Raw genomic sequence first — 15125 nt, 5'->3', positions numbered from 1 at the left:
GAGCTCCTGATCAGCGGGCGCCGAGCGTCGCGGCCCAGGGGTAGTACAGGAACGCCATCGACGGTTGCATGCCGGTCACGCGCTCGCCCATGAACAGCGGGATCGGGCCTTCGAACAGCGGCAGCCAGGGCAGCTCCTCGTTGGCGATCTGCTGCGCCTTGGCGGTCAGCTCGCTGCGCTTCTTCGGGTCGAACGTCGAGACCGCATCGTTCACGGTCTTGTCGAACTCGGGATCGGACCAGCCGCCGTAGTTGCTGAAGTCACCGGTGCGCAGCACGCCGTACATCTCGAGGGCGTCGGGGCTGGACAGGTACCAGCTGGTGTAGAACATGTCCACGCCCTCACGGGCGCTCGGGTCGGAGAACAGCGCGGTGTACGCCGCCGGGCTGACCGTGTTCACCTTGACCTTCAGGCCGATGGACTGTGCCGCAGCCGAGACGGCCTGCGAGATGACGGTGAAGTCGTTGCCGATCGGCGCGGTGACGTAGGTGAGGGTCTCGCCCTCGACACCGGCATCCTTGATCAGCTTCTTGGCCGCCTCGACGTCGTGCTCGTAGTGCGTGACGTCGCCGAAGGCGGACTTCACGGCCGCCTCGGAGGCGTCGCCCCACACCGTCTTGGTGGTCAGCACGTCGGTGACGTCGCCGACGCCGCGGGCTGCCGCCGTCAGCATCCCCTCGCGATCGATCGCCATCAGCAGCGCCTTGCGGACGCGCACGTCGCCGAGCGGTCCCTTCAGATTGCTGATCACGATGTCGCCGACGGCGGTGCTGGGCGCGAACAGTGCGTCGCCCTTGCCCGAGGCGCGCAGCGTGGGCACGGCCTCGATGGGGATCTGCCACGAGCCGTCGACGCTGCCGGACTTCAGTGCGTTCACGCGGGCGGTGGAGTCGCCCATGAAGACGAACTGGAAGGTCTTGGACTTCGCCATCAGGTCCTTGTTCCAGTAGCCGTCGTAACGGGTCAGGGTGATCGACTCACCAGACTTCCACTCGGTGAGCGAGAACGGACCCGTGCAGTTCACACCACCAGTCGAGTTGCCGTAGTCCTGGCCCTTCTCGGTGAGGGTCTTGGCCGACTCGACGACGCCCGCCGAGCCGCCCATCGCCAGGTTGAACTGAGAGTCCGGGATCTTCGTGGTGACGGTCACCTGATCGGCGGCGGTCTTCTTGATGGACGCGACGTTCTGGTAGACGGAGTACCAGGACGAGCCGACGGCCGGGTCGATGTGCCTGCTCAGTGAGGCGACCACGTCATCGGCGGTCATCGTGGTGCCGTCGTGGAAGGTGACACCGTCGCGGATCGTGTAGACCCAGGTCAGCGGAGTGGGATTCTCGAAGGACGAGGCCAGCGACGGGGTGAGAGTGAAGTCCGGGTTCAGCCGCAGCAGCGACTCGCAGACGTTGGCGAGCACCTGGTTGTCGGCGTAGTCGAACGCGTAGGCGTAGTCCAGCGAGTACGGTTCGGCGTAGTTCGCCCACTTGATCTCGTCGATGTCGCCCTTGGGCGCAGCGGTGTCGGTGGTGAGCTTCCAGTCCAGATTCTTGTCGTCCGTGCCGGGGTCGCCGCCGGCGGGGCTGCAGGCGGCGAGGACGCCGACGGACAGCAGCACAGCGGCGCCTGCGGCGACCGTCCGTGCGATGCGGGTACGGGTCATGAGAACTCCCTGCGGGTGTCGGGTGCTTCTGCTTCAGGTACTGCGCTGTAGACCTCTCGACCTTCGATCCAGGTCGCGGTCACCCGCGACGTGTGGATCTCGGATGCCGGGAGACCGAACGGATCCGGGTCGAGGATCACGAGGTTCGCGAGGTAGCCCTCACGGATGCTGCCGGTGTCGCGATCCCGGTGGTTCACGTAGGCGGTGCCCGAGGTGTAGGCGGTCATCGCTGTCGTCAGGTCGAGGCACTGCTCGACGCCGCCGAGAGGGCCGACCTCTGAACCGGGGATGGCGCGATTGACCGCGATGTGGACGGCATCGATCGGCGCGGCGCTGGAGACGGGCCAGTCACTGCCCGCGGCGAACCGGGCGTCGGCGCGGTCCAGGTCGCCGAACGGGTACTGGCGGTCCACCTGCCCCTCCTGCAGGAACGGCAGGGTGAGCTCGTCCATCTGGTCCTCGTGTGTGGCCCAGAGCGCCTGGATGTTGGCGACCGCGCCGAGCTCCGCGAATCGCGGCACGTCGGCCTCGGCGATCACCTGCAGGTGGGCGAGGTGGTGCCGGCCGTCGGTGGAGCCGTTGACCTCGCGCGCATCCTGGAGTGCGTCCAGCGCCTCGCGCACGGCGCGGTCGCCGAGCGCATGCATATGCACCTGCTGGCCGGCCGCGTCGAGCGCGATGACGTAGCGCCTGAGGTCGTCCGGCGCGATGAAGCTCAGGCCGAGGTTCGCGGTGTCGTGACCGTGTCCGTCGCGGTACGGCGTGAGCATCGCCGCGGTCTGGTTCTCGGCGACGCCGTCGACCATGATCTTGGTGGTGCCGAGGGTGAATCGTCCGTCCGGGCGGCGTGCGGCGAGATCGTCGCGCCTGCGCTGCATCAGCTCGACCTGCTCGATGCCACCGTCGCGGCGCCACCACTGCGCGCCGGTGACGTGCACCAGCAGCTCACCCTCGTCCAGAGCGCGCTCATACGCGCTCAACGGGTCGGCGACGCCGGCCACCCCGGCGCCCACCATCGCGTCCTGCCACCCGGTGATGCCGAGGGCGATGAGCTCCTCCTGAGCGCGGAGCAGCCCGCGATACGCGAGCTCGTCGCTGGTCGCCGGGCGCACGTCCTCGAAGAGGTCTCCCGCGCCCTCGTGGAACGTTCCGGCAGGACATCCGTCGGCCTCGCGCACGATCCGCCCGTCTGTCGGGTCGGGTGTCTCGGCGGCGATGCCGGCGCGCTCGATGGCTGCGGTGCTGGCCCAGGTGCTGTGGTGGTCGCGGCTCTGCAGCAGCACAGGGCGACCGCCCGCCGCCTCGTCGAGGATGTCGCGAGTCGGGTTGCCGCCGGGATAGTGATCCATGCCCCATCCGCCGCCGAGAATCCATTCCTCATCAGGGTGTGCGGCGGCGTACTCGCGGATGATCGCCGCGGTCTCCTCGGCAGACTCCGCGGCGCTGAGGTCGCACTGCAGCAGCTCGATACCGCCGCCGACCGGGTGGATATGGGCATCCTGGAAGCCGGGGCTCAGCAGTGCGCCGGCCAGGTCGATCCGGCGAGCGCCGGGCGCGATCTCGGACGCGCGCTCCTCGGCGACGACGGCGACGATGCGCTCGTCGCGCACCACCACCGCGTGTCCGCGCAACGGCTCCCCGGCTCCAGTGAACACGGCACCGCCGTGGAAGACGATCTCCTGCGTCATCGCTGACCTTTCTTCGTCGAAGGGTGATCCGGCGATCACGCTATCCAGCCCTCGAAGGATTGTCAACACTGTTGACCACGCCGTTGTCCACGCTTCATACTGGGCCGGTCGCGTGCCACGATGGGTACAGCCACGAGAGAAGGATCCATGACTGACGCAGCAGCATCCCCCCGCTCGAAGGGACGCACCCGCCTCGACCCGCAGACCATCGTCGAGGCCGGCCTCGAGCTCGCAGCGACCGGCGTCGCGAGCATCTCGGTGCGCGAGCTCGGCACGCGCCTGGGCTCCGACCCGACGGCGATCTACCGGCACTTCCGCAGCAAGGATGCGCTGATGGGTGCGCTGCTCGACGAGTTGGACTCCCGCGCCGCGGCCGACGTGAGTGCACCGCGCGAGCAGTGGCAGGAGCGGCTGCGCCAGCTCGCCGCGGCGACACTCAAGTGGTACACGCACTTCCCCGCGATCGGCGCCGAAGCCACCGTGCTCACCACGCATGGAGACGGCGAGCTCACGGCGGTCGAGTTCATGCTCGACGCGTTCCACACGGCGGGACTGCGCGACGCGGACCTCGTGCGGCATTACGCGCTGATGGCCTCACAGATGCTGTCCGGAGCATCCGGAATCGCGCGTGCGCGCGGCGGCGCCGACGAAGACGACTCGTCGAGCCCCTGGTTCGAGGGTCCGCTGCTCGCCGACCCGCGGAAGTACCCGCTGATCGCGCAGAACGCGATCGCCCTGGCCGAACTCGAGGACCGCGAGCTGTTCCTGGCCGGAGTGGACGCCATCATCGAGTCGGCCGAGCGGGCAGCCGCCCACTGAGATACGAATACCGTGCGCGATCGCGCATTTCACGTACGATGACGACAGTTTCTTCCTGAAACTGATACGGATTCCGCCGTTTGGCGGAGCCATCCCGAGAGGACGATATAGATGGGTACCACGGTCTTCGAACGCCGTCGCCCGAACCCGGCCATTGTCGATCACGCACTGCAGGACACCGCCTTCGCGGTGTTCTGGCTCGATGACGTACAGCGCGCGCAGCACCCGACCCTGACAGCGACGATCGACGCCGATCTCGCGATCGTCGGCGGCGGCTACACCGGTCTGTGGACTGCGATCCGCGCCAAGGAGCGAGACCCGCAGCGCCGGGTCGTGCTGCTGGAGGCATCCCGCGTCGCCTGGGCGGCCACCGGCCGCAACGGCGGATTCTGCGAGGCGAGCCTCACGCACGGCCACGAGAACGGTCTCAGCCGCTGGCCCGACGAGATCGAGCAGCTCGAGCGGATGGGCCTTGCGAACCTGGACGGCATCGAGGAATCGATCCGTCGCTACGGCATCGACGCCGACTTCGAGCGCACCGGTCAGCTGGCCCTCGCGGTCGAGCCGCATCAGGTGGAGTGGCTGCGCGAGGAGGAGGGCTTCCTCGACCGCGCGGCCGTGCAGGCCGAGGTGCACTCCGACACCTATCTCGCCGGCGCCTGGGACAAGGAGGGCTGCGCGATGGTGCATCCCGCCAAGCTCGGTCTCGAGCTCGCCCGTGTCGCCACCGAGCTCGGTGTGGAGATCTACGAGCAGAGTCGAGTGTCCCGTCTCGAGGGCGACGGCTCCGGCCCGATGACCCTGGTGACCGACGGCGGTCGCGTGAACGCCGAGCACGTCGCACTGGCGACCAACGTGTTCCCGTCGCTGCTCAAGCGCAACGCACTGATGACCGTGCCGGTGTACGACTACGTGCTGATGACCGAGCCGCTGAGCACCGAGCAGCTGGCCTCCATCGGATGGTCGAACCGGCAGGGCCTGGCCGACAGCGCCAACCAATTCCACTACTACCGCCTCAGCGCCGACAACCGCATCCTGTTCGGCGGCTACGACGCGATCTACCACTTCGGCGGCAAGGTGCGATCGGAGTACGAGGACCGCATGGAGAGCCACCGCCGGCTGGCGGAGCACTTCTTCACCACGTTCCCGCAGCTCGAGGGGCTGCGCTTCACGCACCGCTGGGCCGGCGCGATCGACTCGTGCAGCCGGTTCTGCGCGTTCTACGGCACCGCACGCAAGGGCCGGGTCGCCTACGCGACCGGATTCACCGGGCTCGGCGTCGGCGCGTCGCGGTTCGGCGCCGACGTGATGCTGGACAAGCTCGCCGGTGAGAAGACCGAGCGGACCGAGCTGGAGATGGTGCGCAAGAAGCCGATCCCGTTCCCGCCGGAGCCCGCCGCGTCGATGGGCGTGAACATGGTGCGCGCCGCGATGGACCGCGCCGACCACAACGAGGGTCGCCGCGGCCCGCTGCTGAAGGTGCTCGACGCCGTCGGCATGGGCTTCGACTCGTGACCGCGCTTCCCGCGGCCGGGACGGCGGTCGCCGATCTCGAACTCGATCATGAGGCGCTGCCCGCGGCGGCCGTCGTCGAGGGCGCGCCGACTGCGGCCATCGCCGTGCTCGACGACAGGGGCGATCGCGAGATCGGCATCTGGGAGATGACCCCAGGGGTGGCGACCGACATCGAGGCCGACGAGCTGTTCGTCGTGCTCTCGGGCGTGGCGGTCATCGCCTTCGACGACCCGGCGCTGCCCGACCTGCCGATCGGCCCCGGCTCGGTGGTGCGCCTGGCAGAGGGCATGCGCACCACGTGGACGGTCACCGAGACGGTGCGCAAGGTCTACATCGCCTGACCCGCCTCATACCAGCAGCGCGATCTGGAGGGCGGCGAGGGTCTCACCGTCCTCCAGATCGGCGCCGGTGAGGTCGGCGATCAGCTCCAGGCGCTGGTAGAAGACCGAGCGGGACAGGCCGGATGCTGCGGCGGCGGCCGTTCTGCTGGTGGGGTGTGCGACCAGCGCGCGCAGCACCTCCACCAGGTCGCCGCGATGCGCGGCATCCCACTCCTCCAGCGGGGCGAGCAGCTCCTCGCGCAGCGCGGCCAGCCGCGGGTCGCCCTGCAGTTCCCCCGCCAGCCGGATCAGTGGCCTGCCGTCGCCACGTGCGACGGTGCCGACCTCGGCCCGCGCGGCGAGTACCCGCGCGGCGCGCACGGATGCGGCGAGCTCCTCGACGCCCTCGGCGCGCGGTCCCCAGGCAGCTCCCGTTCCCGCTGCGGCGAGCGCATCGGCGACCACAGCGAGCATCGCATCCATCTCACCCGAACGGATGCCGGCGGGCAGCGACACCAGCGCGATCCCGTCGCGTCCGTCCAAGGCTTGTCGCACTGCACCGTGTGCGGCCAGCGGCGCGGTCACGACATCGAGTTTCCCTGCGTCCACGTCGCGCACGACGAGCGTGTGCAGCATCCGGTCGTGAACCCCGAACCCGCCGGACTCCAGCCGTGCGCGTGCGTCGGCGGGCGACGCGAACGACTCGTCGAGCAGGTTGCGCACCAGCGCGGTGCTGGCCGCACGCTCCCAGGCGCGATCGTCGCCGTCGGCGAGGCGTCCGAGCGCGAGCGCAGTCGCCGCACTCTCCAGCACCGTCAGGACTCCGGCCGAGTGCCCGGCATCCGGATGCGCGTGCAGCCTGCCCCAGCGGGTGCCACGTGCCTCGACCGTGACCCGCTCCCACGCCTCGCCGTCGCGGAACGCGTCCAGCGTCGACGCTTCCTCACGGCCGGCGGAGGCGAAGGCGACCGTCTCGTCCGCTGCGGTGCGCAGCAGCACCGGCGCGCCGAGGATGCGGGCGGTTTCACGCACCACGGTTCCGGCGGGCGCCCCGCGCAGGCTCAGACCGGTGAACAGGTCGTGCACCTGCTGGCGGGCCTGCAGCGCGTCGAACTGCACCTGGGTGATCAGGCGGTGGATCGCCTCGGTGACCGCGACGAACTTCACCTCCTCCTCGAGCACCACCAGCGCCAGGGCGTGCTCGCGGCAGGCGTGCACCAGCGCGGGCGGCACGGTCGGGAACCGGCCGCCGAGCTCGAGCACCACGCCCGCGGCGCGCGCGGCGCGCAGCCCGCCCACCAGCGCGCGCAGCCTGTCGTCGGCGCCGGGCCAGCCGGCGCCTGTCGTGAGCAGCAGCTCGCCGCCGGCCAGCATCCGCGCCGCATCCTCGCTGTCGGAGATGTGCGCCCAGCGCACCGGAACGTCGAGCGCATCGCCTCCGACGAGCACCTCCGGATGCCCGGCCCTGAGCGCCGGGATCGCCAGCGAGTCGGCGACGGTGATCACCACCCCGGCATCCGGACGTTCTGTCCGGATCACATCCGAATCCTGACGATATGCGCCCATGAACCCCTCCCGATCAGCGTCAGGCTAAGGATATCCCGATGCGCATCCGCGTCGGTCAGAGTGTTCGACCAGGAGAAGCAGATGACTCTCATCCCCCACTGGATCAACGGCGCCGAGGGTGCCGAGGCGGCGACGACGCTGCCCGTCTACAACCCCGCGACCGGCGAGGCGCACCGCCAGGTGGCTGTCGCCGGCACCGAGGAGACCGAGCGTGCGATCGCCGCCGCCAAGGCCGCGCTGCCCGCCTGGCGCGCGACCAGCCTGATCAAGCGCGCCGACGTGTTCTTCCGCCTGCGCCAGATCCTCGCCGACCGCACCCCCGAGCTCGCGGCGATCGTCACCAGCGAGCACGGCAAGGTTCTCTCCGACGCCGCAGGCGAGGTCTCCCGTGGCATCGAGAACGTGGAATTCGCCGCCGGCCTCGTCCACCTGCTCAAGGGCGAGCGCGCCGAGCAGGTCGCCCGCGGCGTCGACGTGCACTCGGTCAAGCAGCCGGTCGGCGTCGTCGCCTGCATCACGCCGTTCAACTTCCCGGTGATGGTGCCGCTGTGGATGGTCGCCTCGGCGATCGCCTGCGGAAACACCGTCGTGCTCAAGCCCAGCGAGAAGGACCCGTCCGCGGCGATCTGGTTGGCGAAGGCGTTCCAGGAGGCGGGCCTGCCCGACGGTGTGCTCAACGTCATCAACGGCGACAAGACCGCCGTCGACGCGCTGCTGGACTCCCCCGATGTGAAGGCCGTCAGCTTCGTCGGCTCCACCCCGATCGCGAAGTCGATCTACGAGCGCGCCTCGGCGAACGGCAAGCGCGTGCAGGCACTCGGCGGCGCGAAGAACCACATGGTGGTCATGCCCGACGCCGACATCGACTCCGCCGCCGCCGCTGCCGTCTCGGCTGCCTACGGCTCCGCCGGTGAGCGCTGCATGGCCGTCTCGGTGCTGGTCGCCGTCGGCGATGTCGCAGAGCCGCTGATCGCCTCGATCACCGAGAAGGTGCAGGGTCTGCGCATCGGCGACGGTACGGACGCCGCCAACGAGATGGGTCCGCTGATCACACGGGAGCACCGCGATCGCGTCGAGTCCTACGTCACCGGAGCCGAGGCCGAAGGCGCCACGGTGCTGATCGACGGCACTGAGAGGATCGCCGCGGGGCAGCGGATCGAGGGCGACGGGTTCTTCACCGGCATCAGCCTGATCGACAATGTGAAGCCCGGCATGAAGCTCTACGAGGACGAGATCTTCGGGCCGGTGCTCGGCGTCGTCCGCGTGGACAGCTACGCCGAGGCCGTCGAGCTGATCAACGCACACCAGTTCGGCAACGGCACGGCGATCTTCACGCGTGACGGCGGCACCGCCCGCCAGTTCGAGTTCGACGTCGAGGTCGGCATGGTCGGCGTGAACGTGCCGATCCCGGTACCTGTGGGGGCGTTCTCGTTCGGCGGCTGGAAGGCCTCGCTGTTCGGCGACTCGCATATCTACGGACCCGAGTCGATCCACTTCTACACCCGCTCCAAGGTCGTCACCACGCGCTGGCCCGACCACACCGAGGCGCAGGTCGACCTCGGCTTCCCGAGCAACCACTGAGCTCTTGAAAGGAAAGAGGACGCAGGCCATGACCGAACAGACCGCACAGTCCGACGCGCAGGTGCGCGCGGACGACCGCGCCCACGTGTTCCACTCCTGGAGCGCGCAGGCGAAGATCGACCCGCTGCCGGTCGCCGGCGGGGAGGGATCGTCGTTCTGGGACTACGAGGGGAACACCTACCTGGACTTCTCCAGCCAGCTGGTGAACCTGAACCTCGGCCACCAGCACCCTGACCTGGTCGCCGCAGTGCAGCAGCAGGCCGGCCGCCTGGCCACCATCCAGCCGTCGATGGCGAACGACGTCCGCGGCGAGCTCGCGCGGCTGATCGCCGAGGTGGCACCGGAGGGCTTCGAGAAGGTGTTCTTCACCAACGGCGGCGCCGACGCCAACGAGTACGCCGTGCGCATGGCCCGCCAGGTCACCGGCCGCCGCAAGGTGCTGTCGATGTACCGCAGCTACCACGGCTCCACCGCGACCGCGATCTCGCTCACCGGAGACCCCCGGCGCTGGGCGAACGACGTGGGCGACAACGGCACGGTGCGCTTCTTCGGGCCGCACCTGTACCGCTCGGCGTTCCACGCGACCACGATCGAGGAGGAGTCGCAGCGCGCACTCGAGCACCTCGAGCAGACCATCCTGCTCGAAGGGTCGTCCACGATCGCGGCGATCATCATCGAGACCGTCGTGGGCACCAACGGCGTGCTGATCCCGCCTCCCGGCTACCTCGACGGCGTGCGCGAGCTGTGCGGCCGGCACGGCATCCTGTACATCGCCGACGAGGTGATGGTCGGCTTCGGCCGCATCGGCGAGTGGTTCGCGATCGACGCCTTCGACGCGAAGCCCGACCTGATCACCTTCGCGAAGGGCGTGAACTCGGGTTATGTGCCGCTCGGCGGCGTCGTGATCTCAGACCGTGTCGCGAAGCACTTCGACGAGGCTCCCTTCCCCGGCGGGCTGACCTACTCCGGGCATCCGCTCGCCTGCGCCCCGGGCATCGCGACCTTCGAGGTGTTCCGTCGCGACTGCATCCTGGAGCGCGTGCGCGACCTCGGCAGCCGCGTCGTCGAACCGGCCCTGCAGGCGATGGCAGCGAAGCATCCGTCTGTCGGCGAGGTCCGCGGCCTGGGACTGTTCTGGGCGATCGAGCTGGTGCGCGATCAGGAGACCCGCGAGCCTCTGGTGCCCTTCAACGCCGGAGGCGCGGATGCCGCGCCGATGGGCGCCTTCGCGGCCGCGGCGAAGGAGGGCGGCGTGTGGCCGTTCCTGCACTTCAACCGCACGCACATCGCGCCTCCGCTGGTCATCTCCGAGGACGACCTGGTGCGCGGTCTCGCCGTGATCGACGAGGCACTCACTGTGGCGGACGGGTACGCCACAGCCTGACCCGCACAGCAGAAGGGGGAGGATCCGCGGATCCTCCCCCTTCTGCTGCCCCCGGCTCCTGAGCGAGCGAACTTCTCCGCGCCCCGGCTCCTGAGCGAACTCCTCCGTGCTCCCGGCTCCTGAGCGAGCGAAGCGAGACGAAGGACGGCTCAGCCGCCCGCCATCGTCCGTGCGATGTCGGCGGCCGAGTCGCCGGCCCGCTTCAGCACCACCGCGACCAACGCGAGCGCCCCGAGGGTGAGCACGAGCATCACCGTCGACACCGCGGCGATCTCGGGCCGCAGGCCGCTGCGCAGGGCACTCAGCACGTACACCGGCCACGGAGTTGTGCCGGAGACCTGCACGAAGGCCGAGACGACGGTGTTGTCCAGACCGAGCGTGAACGAGAGCAGGAAGCCGGCCAGCACCGCCGGCATCGCCAGCGGCAGCGTCACCTTCATGAAGGTGCGCACCGGCGGCGCGTAGAGGTCGGCCGAGGCCTCCTCGAGTTTCGCGTCCAGGCCGACCAGCCGCGCTCGCACGATGTACGACACGATCGCTATCGAGAACAGCGACTGCCCGACGACCAGCCGAACGGTGCCGTCGTTGAACACCCACATCCCGGCATCCTGACCGAGGAAGACCAGCCATGGCAGAAGCGCGACCGCGTCCACGATCTCGGGTGTCACCGAGACCAGCAGCAGCAGGCCGAGGAACCACGGCACCCAGCGGCCCGGCGTGCGCGCCATCGCGATGCCGGCCAGTGTGCCCAGCGCCGTGGCGAACACGGCCGCGATCAACCCGGTGCGCAGCGACACCAGCACGGCGTCGCGCACCGCCGCCTTCGTGACGATCGCCGCGAAGGAGTCGAAGCCGAAGTGATCCCACGAGATCAGCAGGCGGCCCACGTTGAAGGAGTGCACGATCACGACCGCGATCGGCAGGAACAGGAACACGAACACCAACGTCGCCCACACGGGCAGCAGGATCGCGCTCCAATTGCGCGGTGCACGGCGGATGGATGCCGGACGGTCCTGGACCGCGGTCATGATGCCTCCCCGAGGACGAGACTGTTGCGCCTTCTGATCGGCAGCGAGACCAGCCAGATGAGGCCGGCCGCGACGGCGATCGACAGGCCGATGATGAGGATGAGCAGCACCGCCATGGCCGAGCCGAGTGCCCAGTTCTGCGCGGTCTGGAACTGGCTGGCCACGATCTGGCCGACCATGTTGCCCTTCGCTCCGCCCAGCACCGTGGCGGTGATGTAGTCGCCCATCAGCGGGATGTACACCAGCAGCACGCCGGCGATGATGCCGGGCTGCGCGAGCGGCACCGTGATGCGCAGGAACGTGGTCCAGCTGTTGGCGCCGAGGTCCTTGCTGGCCTCGCGCAGCGGTCCGCTGACGCGGTCGAAGGCGACGAACAGCGGCAGGATCATCAGCGGCAGGTAGTTGTAGACCACGCCGAGCAGCACCGCACCGCGGGAGTTCAGCAGGTTCAGCGGGCCAGGGATCACCCCGATGGCCTGCAGCGCGTGCGAGAACCAGCCCTCCGGCGCCAGGATGATCTGCCATCCGATCGTGCGCACCAGGAAGTTCGTCCAGAACGGCACCATGACCAGCACGAGCATCAGGCTGCGCCGGCTGGGCGCGCACTTGATCGCGATCCAGTACGCCACGGGTGCGCCGATCAGCAGACACAGCGCCGTGCCGGCGATCCCGACCCAGAGCGTGTTCTGGAAGGTCGCGAAGAACGTGGGCGACAGGGCCTCGATGTACCGGTCGAAGGACAGCCGGTCGTTCGCGTTGGTGGCGAAGATGCTGGGCTTGTAGCCGAAGCTGTACCAGACCACGACGCCGATCGGGACGACGAAGAAGACGACGAGCCAGGCCCAGGCGGGCAGCGCCAGAGCGACCTTACGCACCGGCGGCCGCCTTGGTCGCGTTCCAGATCTCCACGATGCGCTCCTGCGCGCTGGTGAATCTGCCCTCGTGCATGGTCTTGATCTGCTCCTCTTCGAAGAACACCATGTCCAGCATGTCCAGCCCCGCCTCCTCGGCCTGCTGCTGCACTCCCTGCACGCCGGTGTCGTACCCGATGTAGTCGACCTGCGCCAGCTGCACGTCGGGCGAGATGATGTAGTTGATGAACGCGTGTGCCGCTTCGGGATGCGGTGCACCCTTCGCGATGGCCCAGTTGTCCATCCACAGCTCGGTGACCGGCGCCCCGAGCACCCACTGCCAGCGCTCCGGGTCGTCCGACTCGCTGATCCCGGTACGGGCGTCGCCGTTGTAGGTCTGCACCAGCGCGTGGGTGGCCTGCGGGATGATCTGCCCACCAGGGGCGGAGTCGAATGCGGAGACGTGCGGCGCGACCTGCTTCGTCATGAACTTCTCGCAGGCGTCCAGGTCGGCCTTCTTCGTGGTGTTCCAGTCGATGCCGTGCGACCAGAAGTACACGCCGCACAGCGGCGCCGGGTCGTCCAGCAGGGACGTCTTGCCGGATGCCTCGTTCTGGGCGGCGTCGATGAAGTCGGCCCACGAGGTCAGCTCGCGCGAGATCACCTTCTTGTCGTAGACGAAGCCGGTGGTGCCCCACGCCTTGCAGATCGAGTAGTCGTTGCCCGGGTCCCAGGCGCGGTGGATGAACGCCGGGTTCATCGTGGCGAGGTTCGGGATCAGATCGAGGTTGAGCTTCTCGAGCAGTCCGTTCTGCGCCATCGGCTCGATGAAGACGCCGGTCGGCACCACGATGTCGTAGCCCGAGGTGCCGCGTGCGGCGACCAGTTTGGCGATCAGCTCCTCATTGGAGTTGAACGCGTCGACGACGATCTTCGGGCCGGACTGCTTCGTGAACGCATCCAGCACCTCGGGGTCGTCGTAGTCGCTCCAGGTGTAGATCGACAGCCGGTCCTCGAGCGGACCGCCGCTGGCGGGCGCCGACACGGCCCCCTTCGGCGGCGCGCAGGCGGTGAACAGCATGGTGCCGCCCGCGGCGAGCGCGGTGGCGAGGAACCCGCGACGGGTGAGTTCTGAGCGCAGGATGCCGGCGGCGCCGCGATGCGCGAGCACTCGGACCGGCGGCTGCGCCATCAGGCCGCCGCCTTGGGCAGCGCGATGACGTGTGTCGCGGCGGACAGCGACTGGTCGTCGGCGAACAGGCGCACGTCGTCGGGGCTCCAGGTGCAGCGCACGGCGTCGCCGACGGCGACCGCGGGTGCTGTCGGCGCCGGGATGCGCACCAGGAATGCGCGGTCGCGGGCGACGTCCACGGCGATCTGCAGGGTCTCTCCGAGATGCGAGACGCCGAGCACCGTGCCGTCGATCCCCGGGCCGTCGGACCCCGCCGGTGCGAGGCGCGCGAACTCCGGGCGGATGGCCGCGACGGCCGCGGTTCCCGCCTGCGCCTCGGCTCCGCCCCAGCGTCCGTGCACGGTGCCGTCGCTGGTGTCGAGGGCCGCGCCGCCGGCCGCCACGACGCCGTGGAGGAAGTTCTGCTGGCCGATGAAGGATGCGACGTAGGCGGATGTCGGTTCGTCGTACACCGCGGACGGGGTGTCGAGCTGTTCGATCCGGCCGGCGCGCATCACGGCGATCCGGTCACTCATCGACAGCGCCTCGGCCTGGTCGTGAGTGACGAACACGAAGGTGGTGCCGAGCCGGGCCTGGAGCAGTTTCAGCTCGAGCTGCATCTCCTCGCGCAGCTGACGGTCCAGGGCGGCGAGCGGCTCGTCGAGCAGCAGCACGGCGGGGCGGTTGATCAGCGCCCGCGACAGCGCAATGCGCTGCTGCTGGCCACCGGAGAGCTGGGTGGGCTTGCGGTCGGCGAACTTGCGCAGTTGCACCATGTCCAGCGCCTCGGCGACGCGCTCGCGCTGCTCGGCCTTGGGTACCTTGCGCTGCTGCAGCCCGTAGGCGACGTTCTCGGCGACGGTCATGTGCGGGAACAGAGCGTACGCCTGGAAGACCGTGTTCACCTCGCGCCGGTACGGCGGCTCTCCGAGCACGCTGCGGCCGGAGATGCGGATGTCGCCCGCGTCCGGGTGCTCGAATCCGGCGATCATCCGGAGGGTGGTGGTCTTGCCGCAGCCGGACGGTCCGAGCAGCGAGAGGAACTCGCCCTGCTCGACGTGCAGCGTCAGGTCGTCGACGGCGGTCGCGTCTCCATACAGCTTCGTGACGCCGGTTATGTCGACGCCGCCTGCCATGGCCCGGGTATCAGCCATTCATCCTCCTCATTGAGAATCTCAGTGGGGGGAGTCTTTCACACCCAAGGGCACAAAGGAAGCGGAAACAGTTGCGAAACGGTCTCAGAGCGACGATATCCGTCGCTCATCGGCCTACTTGCTGTGGAAGTCGAATGCCTTCAGCAGTTCATCGACGGCCTGTTCACGCTGTTCGCCGCCCTCCTCGAACATGTGCGTGACATGCGTGCGCAGGTGGTTCTCCAGCAGCAGGCGGTTCAGGGATTCCAGCGAGCGCTGCACGGCGCGCGACTGCGTGATGATGTCCATGCAGTACTCGTCGTTCTCGATCATCCGCGCGATGCCGCGCAGCTGACCTTCGAGGATGCTGGTGCGGTGCAGAGCGCGCTTCTTGATGTCTTCGATCACAGAT

The 15125-nt window shown here is 69.0% G+C and carries 13 protein-coding genes; 5 read left to right on the top strand and 8 right to left on the bottom strand.

Annotated elements, in window-relative coordinates:
- Positions 1–10 precede the first annotated feature (10 nt).
- Together ACFVDO_RS17860 and ACFVDO_RS17855 are read right to left on the bottom strand one after the other, a co-directional pair.
- Positions 11–1657: an ABC transporter substrate-binding protein gene (locus ACFVDO_RS17860; protein WP_378859730.1), complete on the bottom strand. Its 1647-nt coding sequence runs from the start codon at positions 1655–1657 to the stop codon at positions 11–13.
- Positions 1654–3345 carry an amidohydrolase gene (locus ACFVDO_RS17855; protein ID WP_378859729.1) on the bottom strand — a complete coding sequence of 564 codons (1692 nt, stop codon included), beginning with the start codon at positions 3343–3345 and terminating at the stop codon, positions 1654–1656. Before ACFVDO_RS17855 ends, ACFVDO_RS17860 begins: the two co-directional genes overlap by 4 nt.
- 147 nt (positions 3346–3492) lie before the next feature.
- On the opposite strand from ACFVDO_RS17855, the gene ACFVDO_RS17850 reads away from it, so the two are divergent.
- From ACFVDO_RS17850 to ACFVDO_RS17840, 3 genes are all read left to right on the top strand, one after another.
- Positions 3493–4164 carry a TetR/AcrR family transcriptional regulator gene (locus ACFVDO_RS17850; protein WP_378859728.1) on the top strand — a complete coding sequence of 224 codons (672 nt, stop codon included), beginning with the start codon at positions 3493–3495 and terminating at the stop codon, positions 4162–4164.
- Positions 4165–4275: 111 nt separating this feature from the next.
- The gene (locus tag ACFVDO_RS17845) at positions 4276–5679 is read left to right on the top strand and encodes an NAD(P)/FAD-dependent oxidoreductase (protein WP_378859727.1); all 1404 of its coding nucleotides are present in this window, start codon (positions 4276–4278) and stop codon (positions 5677–5679) included.
- On the top strand, positions 5676–6020 hold the full coding sequence (locus tag ACFVDO_RS17840) for a cupin domain-containing protein (protein WP_378859726.1): 345 nt from the start codon (positions 5676–5678) through the stop codon (positions 6018–6020). Before ACFVDO_RS17845 ends, ACFVDO_RS17840 begins: the two co-directional genes overlap by 4 nt.
- Before the next feature lie 6 nt (positions 6021–6026).
- Here the strand turns inward: ACFVDO_RS17840 and ACFVDO_RS17835 are convergent, their stop codons facing one another.
- Positions 6027–7538 (bottom strand): PucR family transcriptional regulator ligand-binding domain-containing protein, encoded by a 1512-nt coding sequence (locus tag ACFVDO_RS17835; protein ID WP_378859725.1) that lies wholly within the window; start codon positions 7536–7538, stop codon positions 6027–6029.
- A gap of 108 nt (positions 7539–7646) precedes the next feature.
- Between ACFVDO_RS17835 and ACFVDO_RS17830 the strand changes: the two genes are divergently transcribed.
- Together ACFVDO_RS17830 and ACFVDO_RS17825 are read left to right on the top strand one after the other, a co-directional pair.
- Complete coding sequence (locus tag ACFVDO_RS17830; protein WP_378859724.1) at positions 7647–9146, top strand: CoA-acylating methylmalonate-semialdehyde dehydrogenase; 1500 nt, start codon at positions 7647–7649, stop codon at positions 9144–9146.
- Positions 9147–9174: 28 nt separating this feature from the next.
- Positions 9175–10530, top strand: coding sequence for an aspartate aminotransferase family protein (locus tag ACFVDO_RS17825; protein WP_378859723.1), 1356 nt, complete (start codon positions 9175–9177; stop codon positions 10528–10530).
- Between the two features lie 149 nt (positions 10531–10679).
- Here the strand turns inward: ACFVDO_RS17825 and ACFVDO_RS17820 are convergent, their stop codons facing one another.
- From ACFVDO_RS17820 to ACFVDO_RS17800, 5 genes are all read right to left on the bottom strand, one after another.
- Positions 10680–11558: an ABC transporter permease gene (locus tag ACFVDO_RS17820; RefSeq protein ID WP_378859899.1), complete on the bottom strand. Its 879-nt coding sequence runs from the start codon at positions 11556–11558 to the stop codon at positions 10680–10682.
- A complete protein-coding gene (locus ACFVDO_RS17815; protein ID WP_378859898.1) occupies positions 11555–12433 on the bottom strand; it encodes an ABC transporter permease in 879 nt (292 codons plus the stop codon). Before ACFVDO_RS17815 ends, ACFVDO_RS17820 begins: the two co-directional genes overlap by 4 nt.
- Entirely contained in the window at positions 12426–13601 is a 1176-nt protein-coding gene (locus ACFVDO_RS17810) for a spermidine/putrescine ABC transporter substrate-binding protein (protein WP_378859897.1), read from the bottom strand. The genes ACFVDO_RS17815 and ACFVDO_RS17810 overlap by 8 nt, the downstream gene beginning before the upstream one ends.
- Positions 13601–14734: an ABC transporter ATP-binding protein gene (locus ACFVDO_RS17805; protein WP_378859896.1), complete on the bottom strand. Its 1134-nt coding sequence runs from the start codon at positions 14732–14734 to the stop codon at positions 13601–13603. The genes ACFVDO_RS17810 and ACFVDO_RS17805 overlap by 1 nt, the downstream gene beginning before the upstream one ends.
- A gap of 114 nt (positions 14735–14848) precedes the next feature.
- Positions 14849–15121: a metal-sensitive transcriptional regulator gene (locus tag ACFVDO_RS17800; protein WP_332837129.1), complete on the bottom strand. Its 273-nt coding sequence runs from the start codon at positions 15119–15121 to the stop codon at positions 14849–14851.
- Positions 15122–15125: the final 4 nt, after the last annotated feature.

This window comes from Microbacterium sp. NPDC057741 (assembly GCF_042798735.1).
Classification (GTDB): domain Bacteria; phylum Actinomycetota; class Actinomycetes; order Actinomycetales; family Microbacteriaceae; genus Microbacterium.
Note: the sequence above shows the minus strand (reverse complement) of the source record. Positions and strands in the feature narration are given on the sequence as shown.